Annotated in this window: 15 protein-coding genes; 13 read left to right on the top strand and 2 right to left on the bottom strand. The window is 61.7% G+C overall.

The window, feature by feature from the left end; genetic code table 11:
• Window positions 1-63 precede the first annotated feature (63 nt).
• Complete coding sequence (queA, locus tag CHY22_RS02090) at window positions 64-1,275, top strand: tRNA preQ1(34) S-adenosylmethionine ribosyltransferase-isomerase QueA (protein WP_089572106.1); 1,212 nt, start codon at window positions 64-66, stop codon at window positions 1,273-1,275.
• Window positions 1,276-1,609: 334 nt separating this feature from the next.
• Here queA and CHY22_RS02085 read toward each other — a convergent pair whose 3' ends face one another.
• On the bottom strand, window positions 1,610-3,373 hold the full coding sequence (locus CHY22_RS02085) for a hypothetical protein (RefSeq protein ID WP_089572104.1): 1,764 nt from the start codon (window positions 3,371-3,373) through the stop codon (window positions 1,610-1,612).
• 294 nt (window positions 3,374-3,667) lie between these two features.
• On the opposite strand from CHY22_RS02085, the gene CHY22_RS02080 reads away from it, so the two are divergent.
• The 5 genes from CHY22_RS02080 to CHY22_RS02060 all read left to right on the top strand — a co-directional run bounded on the left by CHY22_RS02080 (window position 3,668) and on the right by CHY22_RS02060 (window position 7,667).
• Complete coding sequence (locus CHY22_RS02080) at window positions 3,668-4,468, top strand: SDR family oxidoreductase (protein WP_006235414.1); 801 nt, start codon at window positions 3,668-3,670, stop codon at window positions 4,466-4,468.
• A 363-nt stretch (window positions 4,469-4,831) separates the two neighbouring features.
• A complete protein-coding gene (tgt, locus tag CHY22_RS02075) occupies window positions 4,832-5,971 on the top strand; it encodes a tRNA guanosine(34) transglycosylase Tgt (RefSeq protein ID WP_055250876.1) in 1,140 nt (379 codons plus the stop codon).
• A 213-nt stretch (window positions 5,972-6,184) separates the two neighbouring features.
• Window positions 6,185-6,943 (top strand): TIGR00730 family Rossman fold protein, encoded by a 759-nt coding sequence (locus CHY22_RS02070; protein ID WP_089572102.1) that lies wholly within the window; start codon window positions 6,185-6,187, stop codon window positions 6,941-6,943.
• 113 nt (window positions 6,944-7,056) lie between these two features.
• A complete protein-coding gene (locus tag CHY22_RS02065; protein ID WP_055250873.1) occupies window positions 7,057-7,356 on the top strand; it encodes a type II toxin-antitoxin system RelB/DinJ family antitoxin in 300 nt (99 codons plus the stop codon).
• Window positions 7,357-7,358: 2 nt separating this feature from the next.
• Window positions 7,359-7,667 (top strand): type II toxin-antitoxin system YafQ family toxin, encoded by a 309-nt coding sequence (locus CHY22_RS02060; RefSeq protein ID WP_055250871.1) that lies wholly within the window; start codon window positions 7,359-7,361, stop codon window positions 7,665-7,667.
• Window positions 7,668-7,760: 93 nt separating this feature from the next.
• Here the strand turns inward: CHY22_RS02060 and CHY22_RS02055 are convergent, their stop codons facing one another.
• Window positions 7,761-8,621 (bottom strand): DegV family protein, encoded by an 861-nt coding sequence (locus tag CHY22_RS02055; protein WP_089572101.1) that lies wholly within the window; start codon window positions 8,619-8,621, stop codon window positions 7,761-7,763.
• 156 nt (window positions 8,622-8,777) lie between these two features.
• Here CHY22_RS02055 and CHY22_RS02050 point away from each other — a divergent pair, with 156 nt between their 5' ends.
• From CHY22_RS02050 to CHY22_RS02020, 7 genes are all read left to right on the top strand, one after another.
• Entirely contained in the window at window positions 8,778-9,440 is a 663-nt protein-coding gene (locus CHY22_RS02050) for an HAD hydrolase-like protein (RefSeq protein WP_089572099.1), read from the top strand.
• Window positions 9,441-9,494: 54 nt separating this feature from the next.
• A complete protein-coding gene (locus CHY22_RS02045; RefSeq protein ID WP_089572097.1) occupies window positions 9,495-10,931 on the top strand; it encodes a M20 family metallopeptidase in 1,437 nt (478 codons plus the stop codon).
• 319 nt (window positions 10,932-11,250) lie between these two features.
• Window positions 11,251-12,189, top strand: coding sequence for a phosphate ABC transporter substrate-binding protein (locus CHY22_RS02040; protein ID WP_089572095.1), 939 nt, complete (start codon window positions 11,251-11,253; stop codon window positions 12,187-12,189).
• A 24-nt stretch (window positions 12,190-12,213) separates the two neighbouring features.
• Complete coding sequence (pstC, locus tag CHY22_RS02035) at window positions 12,214-13,122, top strand: phosphate ABC transporter permease subunit PstC (protein WP_089572093.1); 909 nt, start codon at window positions 12,214-12,216, stop codon at window positions 13,120-13,122.
• Window positions 13,115-14,041: a phosphate ABC transporter permease PstA gene (pstA, locus tag CHY22_RS02030; protein ID WP_199408730.1), complete on the top strand. Its 927-nt coding sequence runs from the start codon at window positions 13,115-13,117 to the stop codon at window positions 14,039-14,041. The genes pstC and pstA overlap by 8 nt, the downstream gene beginning before the upstream one ends.
• Complete coding sequence (gene pstB, locus CHY22_RS02025) at window positions 14,038-14,910, top strand: phosphate ABC transporter ATP-binding protein PstB (RefSeq protein WP_089572089.1); 873 nt, start codon at window positions 14,038-14,040, stop codon at window positions 14,908-14,910. Before pstA ends, pstB begins: the two co-directional genes overlap by 4 nt.
• A 296-nt stretch (window positions 14,911-15,206) precedes the next feature.
• A complete protein-coding gene (locus CHY22_RS02020) occupies window positions 15,207-17,066 on the top strand; it encodes an ABC-F family ATP-binding cassette domain-containing protein (protein ID WP_089572088.1) in 1,860 nt (619 codons plus the stop codon).
• Window positions 17,067-17,072 lie beyond the last annotated feature (6 nt).

Genomic DNA, 17,072 nt, shown 5'->3' with positions numbered 1-17,072 from the left:
GGGACGTCAGCCTGCTAGGATGTAGAGCGGACTTTAGCTATATAAGGAGTATCCGACGTGTCTATGCGTACCGATGATTTTGACTACAACCTTCCTGAGGAACTGATTGCCCAGGCTCCTGCCGAGCCGCGCGACTCCTGCCGCCTGCTGGTGGTTGATCGCAAAGGCTCCGAGACAGGAACGCCGCTAGAGCATGGCGGTACCGTTGAGCACTGCATCTTCCGCGACATCATCGACTATATCGAGCCGGGCGATGTGCTCGTCATCAACCAGACGCGCGTGATGCCGGCCCGTCTTATCGGTCGCAAGGCTGGCTCGGGTGGCGTGGTCGAGACGCTGCTGCTCAAGCGCCGTGAGGATGTTGACCCGCTGGGCCACGTTTGGGAGTGCCTGGTCAAGCCGGGCAAGCGCCTGAAGCCCGGTGCTCAGATTGAGTATCGCGCCGGTGGCGCCCATGCGCCCGAGGGGGCTCCCGTGGTGCTGACGGCCGAGGTCATCGACTTTGTCACCGATAGCCGCGGAGGCCGTCTGGTGCGCTTTGAGCCGGCCGGCTGCAATGCCGCCGGCGAGCCGCGCACGCTCGACGAGGCCATTCATGCTGCCGGTCACGTGCCGCTGCCGCCCTACATTACCGATTACGAGGGCGATCCCGAGAAGTACCAGACCGTCTACGCCATGAAGGAGGAGCACTCGGCTGCCGCTCCTACGGCGGGTCTGCACTTTACCCCCGAGCTCATGGCCGCTATCGAGGCCAAGGGCGCGAAGTTTGCCGCCGTCGAGCTCGAGGTGGGTATTGATACCTTCCGTCTGGTGGAGGAGGACGACCCCACGCAGCACGTCATGCACACCGAGCGCTACCACGTGTCACAGGAGGTTGTCGACGCCGTGCATAAGGCGAAGGCCGAGGGGCACCGCGTGATCGCCGTCGGCACCACCGCAGTACGCTCGCTCGAGAGCGCCTTTGACGCTGAGGCACCGGTGTCCGATCCGGCCGTGACGGCGCGCTATTTTGAGGGCCGCGAGGATGGGGCCGATACGCTCGGCCGCGGCGACATCGTGGCGCGCGAGAACGCTACGACGCAGCTCTACCTCATGCCCGGCTCGACCTATCACGTGGTCGACGCGCTGATCACGAACTTCCACGTGCCGCGCTCCACGCTTATGATGCTCGTAAGCGCGCTTGCCACCCGCGACCAGATCATGGATGCCTACGCCGCTGCTATCGAAGAGCGCTACCGCTTCTTCAGCTTTGGCGACGCGATGCTCATTTTGTAGGTTACGGCGTTTTACAAACGCCGTAACCGGCCGACGCTGCAAACCCCCTAAGCGGCAATCTGACGTTCAATCGTCGGGCATGACCAGAAGGTCAATGCCCCCCCCCTCTTTCACGTCACCTTGCTCGCTTAGGGGCGTTTTCGCTGACTTTGCCAAAGCATCGGCAGGTACTCATTGGGGACGTACTTAAATGAGTGCCTGCAGAATGAGAGTGGATAATCTCCCGTTTTTGGCCTGCTTGGGGGCTCAAAGTGGGAGATTATCCACTCTCGTCATTGGGCTAGTCGTTGGGGACGTTCTTGTTTGACTAGTCGTTTAAGAACGTCCCCAATGACTACTTGCTTGCGAACAGCCAGACTAGGATGATCACCAGGATTGCGGCGACGATGCAGACGATGGCGCCGGTGAATTTGATGCGTGAGTCGCGGGTGCGCTCTCGTACGTCGTCTTCGGCGGCCTCGAGCTGGTCGACTTCTTGCTCGGTCTCGGCGTGTTCGGCTTTGTCTCGGGCCAAGGATCCTGCAAGCGACTCAGTGATTTCTGGGTGGTCGTGCACCTCGGTCGCCTGTTCGATGATCGACTGTGCATGTGCGGCATCTGCTTGGGCGTTGGCGATGGTCTGCTCCTGCTCGCGGCGTGCCTTGTCCTCCGCGGCGATCTTCTCGCGCAGTTCGCGCTGACGAGTCGCGGCGGCGGTCTTCGCCGTCTGCAGCTCGTCGCGCGCGGCATCGGCTTCGGTCGTCACGGCTTGGTGCGCGCGTTTTGCGTCGGCGATAGGGGCTTGAGCCTGCTCGACGGCCTGCTCGGCTGCGGCAAGCGAGTGCTCAAGGTCGGCGGTGATGCGCGGGACATCTTCTTCGGCTTTACGCAGGGCATCTGCCGTGTCGGAAATCTGCATCGAGAGCTCGCTGGTGCGCACCGTATAGTTGGCGGGATTTGCCGAGGGATTGCGTTGCAGCTCGGCATACTCATGACGCAGCGTCTCGAGCTGGGCGCGCGTGGCGTCGACGGTTTGTTGTGCGGCGGCAATGCCGGCGTCTCGCTCTGCCTTCACCTTGTCGCGGATGCGCTTGGAATCCTCAAGACGTCGAACGAGGCGGTTGCCGGTCTCGCGTGAGCTCGCCTCGCGGGCCTCCACGGCGTCGAGCGCGGCCTTCAGACGGAGCTCAGTCGCGTCATCCTCTGTCTTCATTTGTTCGAGCTGACCCTTGAGCTCTGTCGCTTTGGAGGCGTGGGCATCACGATCAATCTCGGCGGCCGCTGCAGTCTTTTGGGCCGTGGCAATCGCCTGGCGCTGGTCGGCGACGATCTGATCGTAGCGGCCTGCGATATCCTGGCGCGTCTCGAGTTCCTCGGCCTGATCGGCAATGCGCTGCTCAAGTTCGGCCAGGTGGGCGCGGGCATCGGCAAGTGCCTTTTTCGCGGCGTTCATCTCGCGCATGGCCGAGGCACCCTGGGCGATAAAGGTGCCCACGGCGTTCGCAGTGTTCGAGACAGCGGTCCCCAGATCGCGGCTCGCGGCGGAGGAGTGCGGGGCGGTCGGGCGAGCGGTGTCGGCAGCGTCCGCATCGGCAGTCTGCGGCACGGCGATATTGCCGGTACCGCCTTCGATCACAGAAAAGCCTGCTGCGTGCGGGTCGACCGCATCGGTGCCAATCGTGGGATGCTCGAGCTGCAGAAACGAGGGCATGGTGCTGCCCTGGTCGGCAACCGGAGTCTCGCCGGGTACGAAGGTCGAGGCTGCCTCGGCGGCCTCCTCTTCCTCGGCGTCAACGTCAGCGTCGGCCACGGCGTCTTTCATCGCTTTGACGGCATCCATCATGGAGTCCATGACGGCGTCGAGCTCTTCTTCCGAAGAAACCTCGATAGGGCCCGCAGCTTGCGGAGCAGCATCCTGTACGGGGCGGTCGTCCTGAGCGGGCGCATCGTCGTTTTGCTCGTCTGCATCTTCGGCGCCAGGGGTTTCCGCCGTAGCGCTTTCGTCCAAGAATGGGCCGTCGAGGTCAATATCATCGCAGGTCACAGCGTCGGCATCTGCAGTGACGTCTGCGGAATCATCAATATGCTGTTGAGTCTGGGGGTCCAGCTCGTCTGTCATAGGCATGTGCTCCTCATCGTTGTTTGTCACCCTATGATAAAGTCTCGCGCCGACATCCCGCGCCCCGCAGCAAAGTTTCAAAACGTGTTCGATGACTCGTGTCGATAGCAAAAATTCGGCCACTTTATCCAGTTTGTACTTGACAATCCCTTCGCCGAAAGACGTTATGCCGTTCGCCTACCGAGGCCTTTTCTATTCACTTGAACCCGCTAAAGTTGCATTTCAGCTTTTGGCGCGTGAAGTTGGATGCGCGCAGTCGACGGGCGGGCCCGTCGCGATTTGAAAGGACTTTGTATGGGACTTTTCACTGGTAAGACCGTGATCGTCACCGGCGGCGGCAAGGCCACGCTCAAGGACGGCTCCGCTGGCTCCATCGGCTACGGCATCGATATCGCCTTTGCCAAGGAGGGCGCGAACCTCGTCATCACCGGCCGCAACGTCGCCAAGCTCGAGGCCGCCAAGGAGTCTCTCGAGGCTGAGTACGGCGTCAAGGTTCTTCCTGTTCAGGCCGATGTCTCCGCCGGCCAGGACAACGAGGCCGTCGTGCAGAACGTTATCGACAAGGCGATTGAGGAGTTCGGTCGCATCGACGCCGTCGTTAACAACGCTCAGGCCAGCGCCTCGGGCGTGACCATTGCCGACCACACTATGGACCAGTTCAACCTGGCCATTTACTCCGGCTTGTATGCCACCTACCTGTACATGCAGAAGGCCTATCCGCACCTGAAGGAGACCAAGGGTTCCGTGGTCAACTTTGCTTCGGGCGCCGGCCTGTTTGGCAACTATGGCCAGTGCAGCTATGCTGCCGCCAAGGAGGGCATCCGCGGCCTGACTCGCGTCGCCGCCAACGAGTGGGGCAAGGACGGCATCAACGTCAACATCGTTTGCCCGCTTGCCTGGACTGCTGCGCTCGAGAACTTCCAGGATGCCTATCCCGAGGCGTTCAAGGCCAACGTCCACATGCCGCCGGCGGGCCACTACGGCGACGTCGAGAAGGAGATCGGCCGCGTGGTCGTTCAGCTTTGCGGCCCCGACTTTAAGTATATGAACGGCGAGACTGTCACCCTCGAGGGCGGCATGGGCCAGCGGCCGTAGGGGTTACGGCGTTTTGCCAAACGCCGTAACGGGCCGACGCTGCGCGGGCCGCATTTGGACAATCTGACGTTCAACTTCAAGGGCGCGACCGAAAGGTCAGCGCCCTTTCGTTTCACGTCACCTTGTCTCAAATGCGGCTCGCTCGCTGACTTATGCTCAACCTGCGGCGCCATTTTGCTTGAAGGTACCTTGCTCGCCCTGGCGGGTTTTCGCTGTCGGTGCCATAACATCGGCATTTGTGTTGTTGGTAGAAGGCCTCTCATGGGTAGTCATTTAATGCACCAGTTTCTGTCGAGTCGGTGCGGTTCGATGGTTGCTCGTATAATGGTCTGCGTATGAACCGCAACCAAGGAGTTCCAGTTTATGGACCAGAACCTTTTTAAATTCGACCTGATTGCCGAGGATCCGACGACGCACGCGCGCGCCGGCGTGCTGCACACCCCGCACGGCGACATCGAGACGCCGATCTTTATGCCCGTGGGCACCAAGGCAAACGTCAAGGGCATTCCTACCGAGACTGTCAAGAAGCTCGGCGCCCAGATCGTGCTCGCCAATACCTATCATCTGTCCATGCGTCCCGGCGAGGATACCATCGCCGAGCTGGGCGGCCTGCACAAGTTCATGAACTGGCACGGCCCCATCCTCACCGACTCGGGCGGTTTCCAGGTCTTCAGCCACAACGATGCCGTCAAGCTCACCGATGAGGGCGTGCGCTTTATCGTCAACGATTACGACGGCCGCCACGTGTTTTGGACGCCCGAGGACAACATGGAAATCGCCATGAAACTCGGCTCCGATATCTGCATGCAGCTCGACCAGTGCCCGGGCTATCCCGCCACGCGCGCCTACGTTGAGCGCGCCGTTGAGCTGTCGAGCATGTGGGCCGAGCGCTGCTATAAGGCGCATACCCGCGATGACCAGGCGCTCTTTGGCATCGTTCAGGGCGGCATGCACCTGGATCTGCGCCTGCGTTCGCTGCGCCATCTGGAGGAGTGCGGCGACTTCCCGGGCTATGGTATCGGTGGCTATTCGGTGGGCGAGGATCACGAGACCATGTTCGAGACCCTGGCGCCGCTCGTGAGTGAGTACATGCCCAAGCATAAGCCGCGCTACCTGATGGGTGTCGGCAACCCCACCACGCTCGTACGCGGCGTGGGCGTGGGCATCGACATGTTCGACTGTGTGCTGCCGACGCGCACCGGTCGCATGGGTACGGCGTTCTCCAGTGAAGGTCGCCTTAACTTCCGTAACGCGCGCTTTGCGCACGACGACGGCCCCATCGACCCCACCTGCACCTGCCCGGTGTGCACGGGCGGCTACAGCCGCGCGCTCATTCGCCACATGGTCACGCAGAAGGAGATGCTCGGCGGCATTTTGCTTTCGATGCACAATATCTACTACCTGCTCAACCTTATGCAGCGTGCCCGCCAGGCCATTATCGAGGGCCGCTACGGCGCATTCGTGAGCGATTGGATGAATAGTCCTGCCGCGGTGGATTACTAAGGGCGACAGACACGCTTGCAGAGCGTGGGCAACGGCAATGGTCGAGCGCCAGCCGGTCGTCACATTCGCTGACACCGGCTGCGCGACCGCTGGCCGATAGCTTGTAAGTGCTTGATGCATCGTGGGTACCATACCGAATAGTTGATGTTCGGGCGGGTGTTTGACGCATGGCGTCGACCTCGCCCGTTTTTCTTTTTCTCGATAGGAGTACCCATGATTAAGAATGAGAACGTCGAGGGCGAGCCTGCCTACGACGAGACGTACCGCCGCGGCCCCGTGGTCATGCGCGGCCCCATGATTCCTAAGGACAACACCTACGCCAACCTGCTGGCGCCCGAGGAGTCGACTGACTGGCTGCACGCCGACCCCTGGCGCGTGCTGCGAATTCAGGCAGAGTTTGTCGATGGCTTTGGCGCACTTGCCGAGCTTGGACCTGCGGTGACTATCTTCGGTAGCGCCCGCACGCCCAAGACCGATCCGCTCTACAAGGCGGCGCGCACCGTCGGGCGCAAGATCGCGCAACGTGGCGTGGCGGTCATCACCGGTGGCGGCCCTGGCATCATGGAAGCGGCCAACAGGGGAGCGGCGAGTGTCAACGGCAAGTCAGTTGGCCTAGGCATTGAATTGCCGCACGAGCACGGGCTCAACAAATACGTGAACCTCGGCATGGACTTCCGCTACTTCTTTGTGCGCAAAACCATGTTCGTTAAGTACAGCTCGGGCGCCATCGTATTTCCCGGCGGCTTTGGCACGCTCGACGAGATGTTCGAGGTTCTCACGCTGGTGCAAACGCACAAGGTCAAGCGCATGCCGCTCGTGTTGGTGGGCAGCGAGTACTGGCAGGGCCTGTTCGACTGGCTCAACGGCCCGGTGATGAGCACCGGTATGATTAGCCCGCTCGATCCGGATCTGGTACACATTACCGACGACCTCAACGAGGCCGTTGACATTGCGCTCAGCGGGCTGATGTAGATCAATCGTGCCCACGCGACATGAATACGCATGGCAATCTGATGTTATCTAACATCAGATTGCCATGCGTATTGGGTATACTGGTGTAAAAGACGAGGGCGAGGAGGTCGCAAATGTCTACAGCAACAGTTAAGCCTACGACGGTTCGAATCGAAGAGGGGCTCAAGGAGCAGGCGACTGAGTTCTTGGATTCGGTCGGCCTCAGCCTCAATTCCTATCTCAATCTTGCTGTTCGGCAGCTGGTAAATCAGCGAAAGATTCCTTTTGAGATTGTAGGAAGGGCGGAGGTGCCCAACGAGGTGACGAGGCGCGCCATGGTGATCGCCGAGGCTCATGAGCTGGGGATTTTGCCGGACGATAGCCTGTCATTCAATAACGCTGATGAGCTTATGTCATTCCTCGATGAGGAATAGCGATGTTCGAGATTAAAGTCGAGGCTCAATTTAAGGTGGACTACAAACGAACGATGCGCATGCATCCGCAGCTAAAAAGTGAGTTTAAAGCGGCGGTTGCAGAGCTTGTGGCTCATGGGTCACTTCCGGCGGAGTATGGCGCCCACGAGCTCTCAAACCCGGGCGGAAACTACAACGGCCACATCGATTTCCACCTATCCGATGGCTTGGTCGATGTGGTCGTTCTTTATCTTCCCCATAAGACTAACCCAGTGATTAGGCTGGTGAGAATGGGCACTCATCAGGAACTGTTTCAGGGTCCGCTGGGCTGATCGCCGATTTCTAAGTTGCGGTGGAATAGGGATTGATTTGCGGCTGATAAGCCAAAAACAGTTCCTATTCCACCGCAAGTGGTAAAGGTGCCCCTAGTGGATGGGCTGGTAACGAGGGCAGTAGCTGATGGCGATGGCGTCGACGCCTACATGGGTGGCGATGGTGCAGCCGATGGGGCCGGTGCCGGCGTCCACGTAGTCCCGGCCTGCGAGCGCTTGGCTGACGAGCTTTTGCTCCTCAGCGGCGCCGGTCGTGAGTACGCGCACGCTGGAGCCCGGATGCTCGGCCAAAAATGCGAGGCAATCGGTCATGGTGTTGGCAACGATGCGCTTGGCGCCGCGGCCCTTTTTGACGGCCTTGATCTCGCCCGATTTCCACTCCGGCGAAACGGCCAGGCGAATGTTGAGCATCTGCGTCAACTGGCCGGCGAGCTTGGGCGCGCGGCCGTTCTTAACGAGGTTCTCGAGCGTGCGCGGAATCAGCAACAGGTGGGCGGCGGGCAGGGTCGCGCGGATCTGTGCCTCGGTCTCGTCCAGGCTGCGGCCGTCCTCGCGCATGGCCAGCGCGTACTCCACCAGCAGGCCCTCGGCGCCCGAGCCGGTGCGCGAATCGATGCAGCGCACGTCGAGCTCGTGGGTTTCGGCCGTCAGGCATGCGTTGGCATAGCAGGCGGACCACTCGCTGCATAGCGAGATAAAGATCGCGCTATCGTGGCCGTCGGCGCGTACGCGGTCGAAGAGTGCCTTGAACTCGCCGGCGCTCGGCTGCGAGGTGTGCGGCAGCTGCTCGGAGCCGGCCATGCGGGCGACGTACTCCTCGGCGGTAATCTGCACCTGGTCGAGCAGGTCCTCGCCCTCGATAATCACATGCAGCGGAATCACGTAAATGCCGAGCTCTTGGGCGCGGGCGGGGGAGATGTCCGACGTGGAGTCGGTTATGATGGCAAAAGACATAATTGCACCTTTCGTTGGGGCGCGGCAGCGCCGCCTTCTGAAAGCAAGGTGCGACAAGTATAGTGGAGTTGCTCTACATTGCTAGGTTCAATTGTTGAATAGTCAACAGTTTGAAGCGGTGGTGTGGAAATCATCAACTGGGGAAGAAGGGTGCCGATGGCGGCATTGCAACTTTGCGAGCGGCCGGTTGTGCTGTTCGATTTTGACGGCACGGTGGCCGATACGGGTCGGGCAGTGATGACCTCGACGCGCAAGACGCTGGCTGCGCGCGGGTTTTCGGAGACGCAGATGGGTGATCTGCGCCGCATGATCGGGCCGCCCCTGTGGAAGAGCTTTCACGACTTTTACGGCTTTTCCCGCGAGGAGTCGCTTGTGGTGGCCGACGAGTACCGCGCCTTTTTTGATGAGCTGGGACCGGAGGAGTACCCCGTGTTCGATGGGATTCCCGAGCTGCTGGATGAGTTGGCCGCCCGGGGCAAGCGTATGGCCGTGGCGACGTCACGCATGGAGGCCAAATGCATCGACATGGTGCATGAGCTTGGTCTTTCTCAGTTCGAAGCCGTGGTTGGCATGAATCCGCCGCAGGGGCGCGAGACCAAGGCCGATTCGGTTCGCGATGCCCTGGCGGCGCTCGGCGCGACGGCGGACGATGCCGTGATGATCGGCGATCGCTTTAACGACGTCGAGGGTGCGCACGCGATGGGCGTGCCGTGCATCGGCATCTATTCGGGCGCGGCGGCGCCGGGTGAGCATGAGGCGGCGGGTGCCGATGCAGTGGTGCACTCGGTGGCCGAGCTTGCTAAACTTTTCTCTATCTAGGAACTAAATGTGAGGGGCGGGTACGCTTGCCGCTCATTGGTAAGGAGGCAGTCTATGAATCAGGTGGAGCAGAGCGTCGCTGAGTATGTCGACGAGGTCTGGGAAGATGTCGTCGCCGATATCGAGCAGCTGGTGAGCTATCCGTCCGTGGCAGTTTCTGCCGATGCAGAGCCCGGCGCGCCGTTTGGCCGCCCGGTCCGTGACGCGCTCGACTGTGCGCTCGGCATCGCGCAGAAGCTCGGCTATCAGACGAGCGACGACGAGGGCTATGTGGGCATTGCCGATATTCCTGGCCGCGGCGACAAGCAGCTCGCGACCATCTGCCACGTGGACGTGGTGCCCGCCGGCCCGGGCTGGAACACCGACCCGTTTGCGATGGAGCGTCGCGAGGGCTGGCTGCTCGGCCGCGGCGTTATCGACGACAAGGGTCCGGCGGTGCTGTCGCTCTACGCCGGCGCCTATCTGCTCAAGCACGGCATTGTTCCGCGCTACACCTTCCGCGCACTGCTGGGCTGCGATGAGGAAGTGGGCATGTCCGACGTTCACCATTATCTGGAGAACCACGCGAACCCCGACTTTCTGTTTACGCCCGATGCCGAGTTCCCGGTCTGTAATGCCGAGAAGGGCCAGTTTGGGGCGACATTTGTGAGCTCCAAGATCGACGGCGGGCGCATTGTGTCCTGGAGCGGTGCCGAGGCGAGCAACGCCATTCCGTCGCAGTCTATCTGCGAGCTTGCGATTGCCGCCGATGAGCTGCCGGCGCCGGTCGAGAACGGCGACCGCCTGGAGATCACGGCGCTCGATAACGGGCATGCGCAGATTTTCGCCCACGGCATTGGCGGTCATGCCTCGATGCCAGAGGGAACGATCAACGCCGTCGGGCTGATCGTGGCGTATCTGCGCGAGGCCGAGGACGCGTTTGGTGCACGCGACGAGCGCCTGCTGACGCCTGCCGAGCACGAGTTCGTCAAGTTCCTGGCCTTTGTGCATGCGGACGCCTATGGTCGCGGCCTGGGTATCGATGCGACGAGTCCGGCGTTTGGCCCGCTTACCTGCAACGCTGGCGTCATCCGCGTGGCGGATGGCCATATTGAGCAGGTCATCGACGTGCGCTTCCCCGACAGCACGAGTGCCGATACCATCCGCGAGCAGCTCGATCCGCTCGTGGGCCGTTTTGGCGTGACGTGCCGTGTGGGTCGTGCGAAGGTGCCGTTCTCGGTCTCTGCCGACGATCCGGCCGTGAAGGCGCTTATTGATACCTATAACGAGTTTACGGGCAAGCATGCTGAGCCCTTTGCCATGGGCGGCGGCACGTACGCGCGCAACTTTGCCCGCGCCGTCTCGTTTGGCCCCGAGGAGACCGGTCTGGAGCTGCCCGAGTGGGGCGGCCAGATGCACGGTCCCAACGAGTGCGCCAACGAGGAACAGCTCAAGCAGGCGCTCAAGATTTATATCGTGGCGATCTTACGTTTGAACGAGCTTGAGCTTTAAGGCTGCGGCGTTTTAACAACTTAGCACGCCTTTCGTCCGGGCTTTTTAAGTTGCGGTGGAATAGTTCCTAGAATGGGCCATTTGATGGCCAAGCAGGAACTATTTCACCGCAACTTTGTTTTTATTGGTGTAAAAGGCGGGTCATGCTTGGTGGCGGGTTTGTTATTCGTTTGTAAAGCCGAGCCGCGCTTGCGGTAAGGGTCTATCAGATGCCCGTAATAAAGCGCAGCTGACGCGGGCGCTGCCCGATCGAGACCGTATCTTTCCAAACAGCAAAGCGGGCAGGGTGCCCGCGAGTCGCTTGTATGAAAGGAAGATCATGCTCGATCAGGCTTATTCTCGTCGTCAGTTCCTCGGCCTCGCTGGTGGTCTTGCCAGTATCGTCGGTCTCGGTCTCGTTGGTTGCGGCGGCTCCAACGCCGCCAACACCGCTGCTGAGGGCAGCGCCGCTGCTGCCGAGTCCGTCTCCGGCGAGGTGACCTACGACGGCGCCTCCTCGTTCCAGGCTCTCGTCGAGGCTGCTGCCGAGAAGTTTATGGATGCCAATCCCGACGTCTCCGTCTCCGGTTCGGGCAACGGTTCGGGCAAGGGCCTGACCGCTGTTGCCGCCGGCACCGTTACTATCGGTAACTCCGACGTCTTCGCCGAGACCAAGCTCGAGGCCGATCAGGTCAAGAGCCTCGTCGATCACGAGGTCGCCGTCGTGGGCATGGGCCCTGTCGTCTCCAAGAACGTCAAGGTCGATGATCTGTCCCTCGAGCAGCTCAAGGGCATCTTCTCCGGCCAGATCACCAACTGGAAGGAGGTCGGCGGTGACGACGCCAAGATCGTCGTCCTCAACCGCAAGGCAGGCTCCGGCACCCGCGCCACCTTCGAGGCCGCCGTCTTTGGCGACGAGGCCGTCGACTTTAAGGGCGACGCCGAGCTCGACAAGTCCGGCGACGTCCAGACTCAGATGGGCAGCACCGACAATGCCATCTCCTACCTCGACTTCTCGCACTTCGACGACTCCAAGTTCAACGCCATCAAGGTCGAGGGCGTCGAGCCCAAGAGCGCAAACGTTACCGACGACTCCTTTAAGATCTGGGCGACCGAGCACATGTACTGCTCCAAGGACGCCGACGAGGCCACCACGGCCTTCCTGGAGTTCATGCTTTCCGACGACGTCCAGGGCAAGCTCGTCGAGGAGCAGGGCTTTATCCCAGTCTCTGCCATGAAGGTCGTCAAGGACGCCAGCGGCAAGGTATCCGCTAAATAAGTAATCGCCCCGGAAAGGTTTGCAATGGCAAAACAGCTGCCAAAGCGCGACCTTGAGAACGTGGGCCTGGGCGTCACGGGCGCGTGCGTAGCGCTCGTGACGCTTGTCGTTGCCGCGCTCATCTTTATGGTCGCCCAAAAGGGCCTCTCGGCTTTTCTCAAGGACGGCGTCTCGGTCGTAGAGTTCTTCGCCGGCACCAAGTGGGATCTGGCCAACACAGCCGAAAACGGCCTGCCCTACACCGGCGCCCTGCCCCTGATCGTCACCTCGTTTGCGGTCATGGTGCTCTCCACGCTCATCGCGCTGCCCATCGCCATCGGCTCTGCCATCTTTGCGGTCGAGATCCAGCCTAAGTTTGGCTCCAAGGTCTTTCAGCCGCTTATTGAGCTTTTGACCGGCATTCCCTCGGTCGTCTTTGGCCTGATTGGCTTTCACGTGGTCGTCGGTCTTATGAAGAGCGTTTTCCACGTAAGCACGGGTCTGGGCATCTTGCCCGGCGCCATCGTACTGGCGGTCATGATTCTGCCGACGATGACCACGCTTTCGGTCGATGGCCTGCGCGCTGTGCCCGACAGCTACCGTCAGGGCTCGCTCGCGCTGGGCTACACCCGCTGGCAGACCATCTGGCACGTGGTGCTCAAGTCCGCCATGCCGTCGCTCATGACCGCAGTCATCCTTGGCATGACCCGCGCCTTTGGCGAGACGCTCGCCGTGCGCATGGTCATTGGCGGCATCGAGGCCATGCCGACGTCGCTGCTGTCGCCGGCGTCTACCATCACCACCACGCTCACCACGTCCATGGCGGTCTATGCCGAGGGCTCGGCCCAGGACGACATCCTGTGGGCGCTCGGCCTGCTGCTGATGGGCATGAGCCTCATCTTTATCCTGATCATCCATCTCATTGGCCGCAAGGGGGCGAAGGCTCGTGGCTAGCACGCGCATCCATATCGACGAGGCGAGACTCGGGCGTGTCCAAAGGCAAGACCGTATCGCCACGGGCGTGCTGACGGCGATTGTCGCCATCGTCATGCTTATCGTCGTCTCCATGGTGGCCTACATCCTGTTCGAGGGTATCTCGACGCTGTTCCAGCCGGGCTTTCTCGCGCAGCCCGCACGCGCCAACGGAACGCAGGGCGGCGTGCTCTACCAGCTGTTCGACTCGTTCTATCTGCTGCTGATTACCCTGATCATCTCGGTGCCCATCAGCCTGGGCGGCGCGGTCTTCCTAGTTGAATACGCGCCCGACGGTCCCATTCGCGACATCGCCTCGACCGCCATCGAGACGTTGTCTTCGCTGCCCTCCATCGTCGTCGGCATGTTCGGCTTTCTGGTGTTCTCGGTGCAGCTGGGCTGGAAGTACTCCATCATCTCCGGCGCCGTCGCGCTCACCATGTTCAACATCCCCATCCTGGTGCGCGTGATTCAGCAGGCGCTCGAGGACGTGCCGCAGGCCCAGCGCGATGCGTGCCTGGCCATGGGCCTCACTCGCTGGGAGGCCACACTGCACATCCTGATTCCCGAGGCCATGCCCGCCATCGTGACCGGCATCGTGCTTTCGGCCGGCCGCGTGTTTGGCGAGGCCGCGGCGCTGCTCTTTACCTCGGGCATGAGCTCGCCGGTCCGCCTCAACTTCTTGAGCTTTAACCTGTCGAGCCCCACCTGCGCCTGGAACGTGTTCCGTCCCGGCGAGTCGCTGGCCGTGCACATCTACAAGATCTATGGCGAGGGCAGCCCCGAGGCCCAGCAGATCGTCTGGGGCACCGCGGCACTGCTGATGATTTGCGTGCTGCTGTTTAACGTAGTCGCCCGTATCGTGGGCAAGCAACTGGCAAGGAGGATGACGGCCGAATGAGCGAGATGAATGCGACGCCCGCAACCGATGCGGCCACGTCCGAGACCCAGGACTTTCTGTCGAGCGTGGGGGAGAGCGAGAGGCGCGTGCGCGTGAGCGGCAAGGCCGTGAGCGACGAGGTCGTGCTCTCCGCCAAGGACGTCAACGTGTACTATGGCGACCACCATGCGCTGCACAATACGTCGCTCGACTTCCACAAGGGTGAGATCACGGCGCTCATCGGGCCTTCGGGCTGCGGCAAGTCGACCTTCTTGCGTAGCCTCAACCTGATGAATCGCGAGATTCGCCGCTGTCGCGTGGAGGGCGAGATCAACTACCGCGGGCGCAACGTGAACACCAAGACCGAGAACACGTACGAGCTGCGTCGCTCCATCGGCATGGTGTTCCAGCAGCCAAACCCCTTCCGCAAGTCCATTCGCGACAACATCACCTTTGCGCCCAAGCGCCACGGCATCACCGACCGTGACGAGCTCGACCGCATGGTCGAGGAAAGTCTGCGCGGTGCCGCGCTGTGGGACGAGGTCAAAGACAAGCTCGACAAGAGCGCCTACGCGCTTTCGGGCGGTCAGCAGCAGCGTCTGTGCATTGCGCGCACGCTGGCGCTCAACCCCGACGTAATCCTGTTTGACGAGCCCTGCTCGGCGCTCGACCCCATCTCGACGCTGGCGATCGAGGACCTCATGTCGTCGATCGTGGCCGACCGCGCCATCGTCATCGTGACGCACAACATGGAGCAGGCGTCGCGCGTGTCCAACCGCACGGCGTTTTTCTACATGGGCGATATGGTCGAGTACGACGAGACCGACGAGATTTTCCAACGGCCCAAGGATAAGCGGCTGAATGATTACCTCACCGGCATGTTCTCCTAGTCCGGGACATGCTTGAGGCCCGCGGCGGCCACGGTTGCCGCGGGACTGATTGGAGAGGCGGGTCATCTCTTTTACGAGATGGCCCGCCTTTTTGCGTTGTTCACGTCCTTCGACCTGCCAAAAAGGGACAGGTTTATTTTGGCAGGTTAACGTTTTACCATGGAGCGTGCTCGGAGCGCCCTGACGTTTGCCCAGATAAAACCTGCCAAAATAAACCTGTCCCTTTTTGGTAGGTTTTGGGGTGGGGCTCGCTGCTATCATGGACAACGTTGAATTTCTACGAAGGAGCAGGGCATATGGCGATTCTTTTGGGATGCGATTCCGTCAGCCTAGAGTTTCCCACCAAGCATATTTTTAATAGCGTAACGCTCGGCGTGGGCGAGGGCGACCGTATTGGTATTGTCGGCAAAAACGGCGACGGCAAGTCGACGCTGCTGAGTGTACTCGCCGGCACGCTGGAGCCCGACGACGGCCGCGTGACGCATCGCCGCGGCACCACGATCGGCCTGCTCGGCCAAAAGGACAACCTGGTCGATACCGACACCGTGCATCATGCTGTCGTCGGTGACACGCCTGAGTACGAGTGGGCCTCGAGCCCGCGTACACGTCAGATCCTCGCTGGCCTTATTAGCGATGTGCCCTGGGAGGGCATGGTGGGCGAGCTTTCGGGCGGCCAGCGCCGTCGTGTGGACCTCGCGCGCCTGCTGATCGGTGACTACGACGTGCTCATGCTCGACGAGCCCACCAACCACCTGGACATGCGTACCATCAACTGGCTTGCACGCCATCTTAAGGCTCGCTGGCAGCGCGGCCAGGGCGCCATGCTCGTGGTCACGCACGATCGCTGGTTCTTGGACGAGGTCTGCACTAGCATGTGGGAGGTCCACGACGGCCAGGTCGACCCCTTCGAGGGCGGTTACTCCGCATATATCCTTCAGCGCGTGGAGCGCGACCGCATGGCCGCGGTTACCGAGGAGCGCCGTCGCAACATGGCGCGCAAGGAGCTTGCATGGCTGAGCCGTGGCGCCCAGGCCCGTTCCACTAAGCCCAAGTTTCGCGTGGAAGCCGCCCGCGAGCTGATCGCCGACGTGCCGCCCGTGCGCGACGAGCTGGAGCTCAAGCGCCTCGCCGTGAGTCGCCTGGGCAAACAGGTCATCGACGTGATCGACGTGGACGCCGGCTATGCCGATACCGACGGCGCGCCCAAGCAGGTGCTCTCCGATGTGACCTGGCTTATCGGCGCGGGCGACCGCTATGGTCTGCTGGGTGAGAACGGCGCCGGCAAGTCGACCTTGCTCGACGTGATTCAGGGCAAGATCGCGCCCCTGCGCGGCCGCGTGAAGATCGGCCAGACGGTGCGCTTTGGCGTGCTGTCGCAGCAGCTCGAGGAGCTCGAGCCCTACATGGGTGACACGATCCGCGAGGTTCTGAGCAACTATAAGAAGTATTATGTCATCGACGGCAAGGAGACCTCGCCCGAGAAGCTCTGCGAGCGCCTGGGCTTTACGACGCAGCAGCTCTGGAGCCGCATCGGCGATCTTTCGGGCGGCCAGCGCCGTCGCCTGTCGCTGCTGCTGACGATCCTGGACGAGCCCAACGTGCTTATCCTGGACGAGCCCGGCAACGACTTGGATACCGACATGCTGGCGATTGTCGAGGACCTGCTCGACGGCTGGCCGGGCACGCTGATCCTGGTGACGCACGACCGCTTCTTGATGGAGCGCGTGACCGACCAGCAGTGGGCGCTGCTTGACGGTCATCTGACGCATATGCCCGGCGGCGTCGACCAGTACCTGCGCCTGTGCAACGCTACTGCCGAGGGCGAGCCCGTGGGCGCGCCGAGCGCCAAGACCGGCACGTTCGACACCGGCGCCGCAGCGGTTGCAGCCGAAAAGCCCAAGTCGAGCGGCCAGCCCAACGGACTTTCCAATGCCGAGCGCCAGAAGCTCCGCCGCGAGGTGAGCTCGCTCGAGCGCAAGATGGAGACGCAGCGCGCCCGCGTGGAGGAGGCCGAGGCCGCCATGGCCCAGGTCGATCCCACCAACTACACGGCGCTGGGCGAACAGCAGGCAAAGATCGACGAGGCCCATGCCGCCATGGACGAGCTGGAGATGGCGTGGCTCGAGGCGAGCGAAAAGCTCGAGGGCGAGGAGTAGGCGAGG

The sequence above is a fragment of the Collinsella sp. TF06-26 genome (genome assembly GCF_002232035.1).
In the GTDB taxonomy this organism is placed as follows: Bacteria; Actinomycetota; Coriobacteriia; order Coriobacteriales; family Coriobacteriaceae; genus Collinsella.
Note: the sequence above shows the minus strand (reverse complement) of the source record. Positions and strands in the feature narration are given on the sequence as shown.

What these genes read in the sequence shown, in the direction of transcription:
- queA (WP_089572106.1), top strand. Translation starts at nt 64, where the DNA reads ATGCGTACCGATGATTTTGACTACAACCTTCCTGAGGAACTGATTGCC.
- CHY22_RS02085 (WP_089572104.1), bottom strand. Translation starts at nt 3,373, where the DNA reads ATGACAGACGAGCTGGACCCCCAGACTCAACAGCATATTGATGATTCC.
- CHY22_RS02080 (WP_006235414.1), top strand. Translation starts at nt 3,668, where the DNA reads ATGGGACTTTTCACTGGTAAGACCGTGATCGTCACCGGCGGCGGCAAG.
- tgt (WP_055250876.1), top strand. Translation starts at nt 4,832, where the DNA reads ATGGACCAGAACCTTTTTAAATTCGACCTGATTGCCGAGGATCCGACG.
- CHY22_RS02070 (WP_089572102.1), top strand. Translation starts at nt 6,185, where the DNA reads ATGATTAAGAATGAGAACGTCGAGGGCGAGCCTGCCTACGACGAGACG.
- CHY22_RS02065 (WP_055250873.1), top strand. Translation starts at nt 7,057, where the DNA reads ATGTCTACAGCAACAGTTAAGCCTACGACGGTTCGAATCGAAGAGGGG.
- CHY22_RS02060 (WP_055250871.1), top strand. Translation starts at nt 7,359, where the DNA reads ATGTTCGAGATTAAAGTCGAGGCTCAATTTAAGGTGGACTACAAACGA.
- CHY22_RS02055 (WP_089572101.1), bottom strand. Translation starts at nt 8,621, where the DNA reads ATGTCTTTTGCCATCATAACCGACTCCACGTCGGACATCTCCCCCGCC.
- CHY22_RS02050 (WP_089572099.1), top strand. Translation starts at nt 8,778, where the DNA reads ATGGCGGCATTGCAACTTTGCGAGCGGCCGGTTGTGCTGTTCGATTTT.
- CHY22_RS02045 (WP_089572097.1), top strand. Translation starts at nt 9,495, where the DNA reads ATGAATCAGGTGGAGCAGAGCGTCGCTGAGTATGTCGACGAGGTCTGG.
- CHY22_RS02040 (WP_089572095.1), top strand. Translation starts at nt 11,251, where the DNA reads ATGCTCGATCAGGCTTATTCTCGTCGTCAGTTCCTCGGCCTCGCTGGT.
- pstC (WP_089572093.1), top strand. Translation starts at nt 12,214, where the DNA reads ATGGCAAAACAGCTGCCAAAGCGCGACCTTGAGAACGTGGGCCTGGGC.
- pstB (WP_089572089.1), top strand. Translation starts at nt 14,038, where the DNA reads ATGAGCGAGATGAATGCGACGCCCGCAACCGATGCGGCCACGTCCGAG.
- CHY22_RS02020 (WP_089572088.1), top strand. Translation starts at nt 15,207, where the DNA reads ATGGCGATTCTTTTGGGATGCGATTCCGTCAGCCTAGAGTTTCCCACC.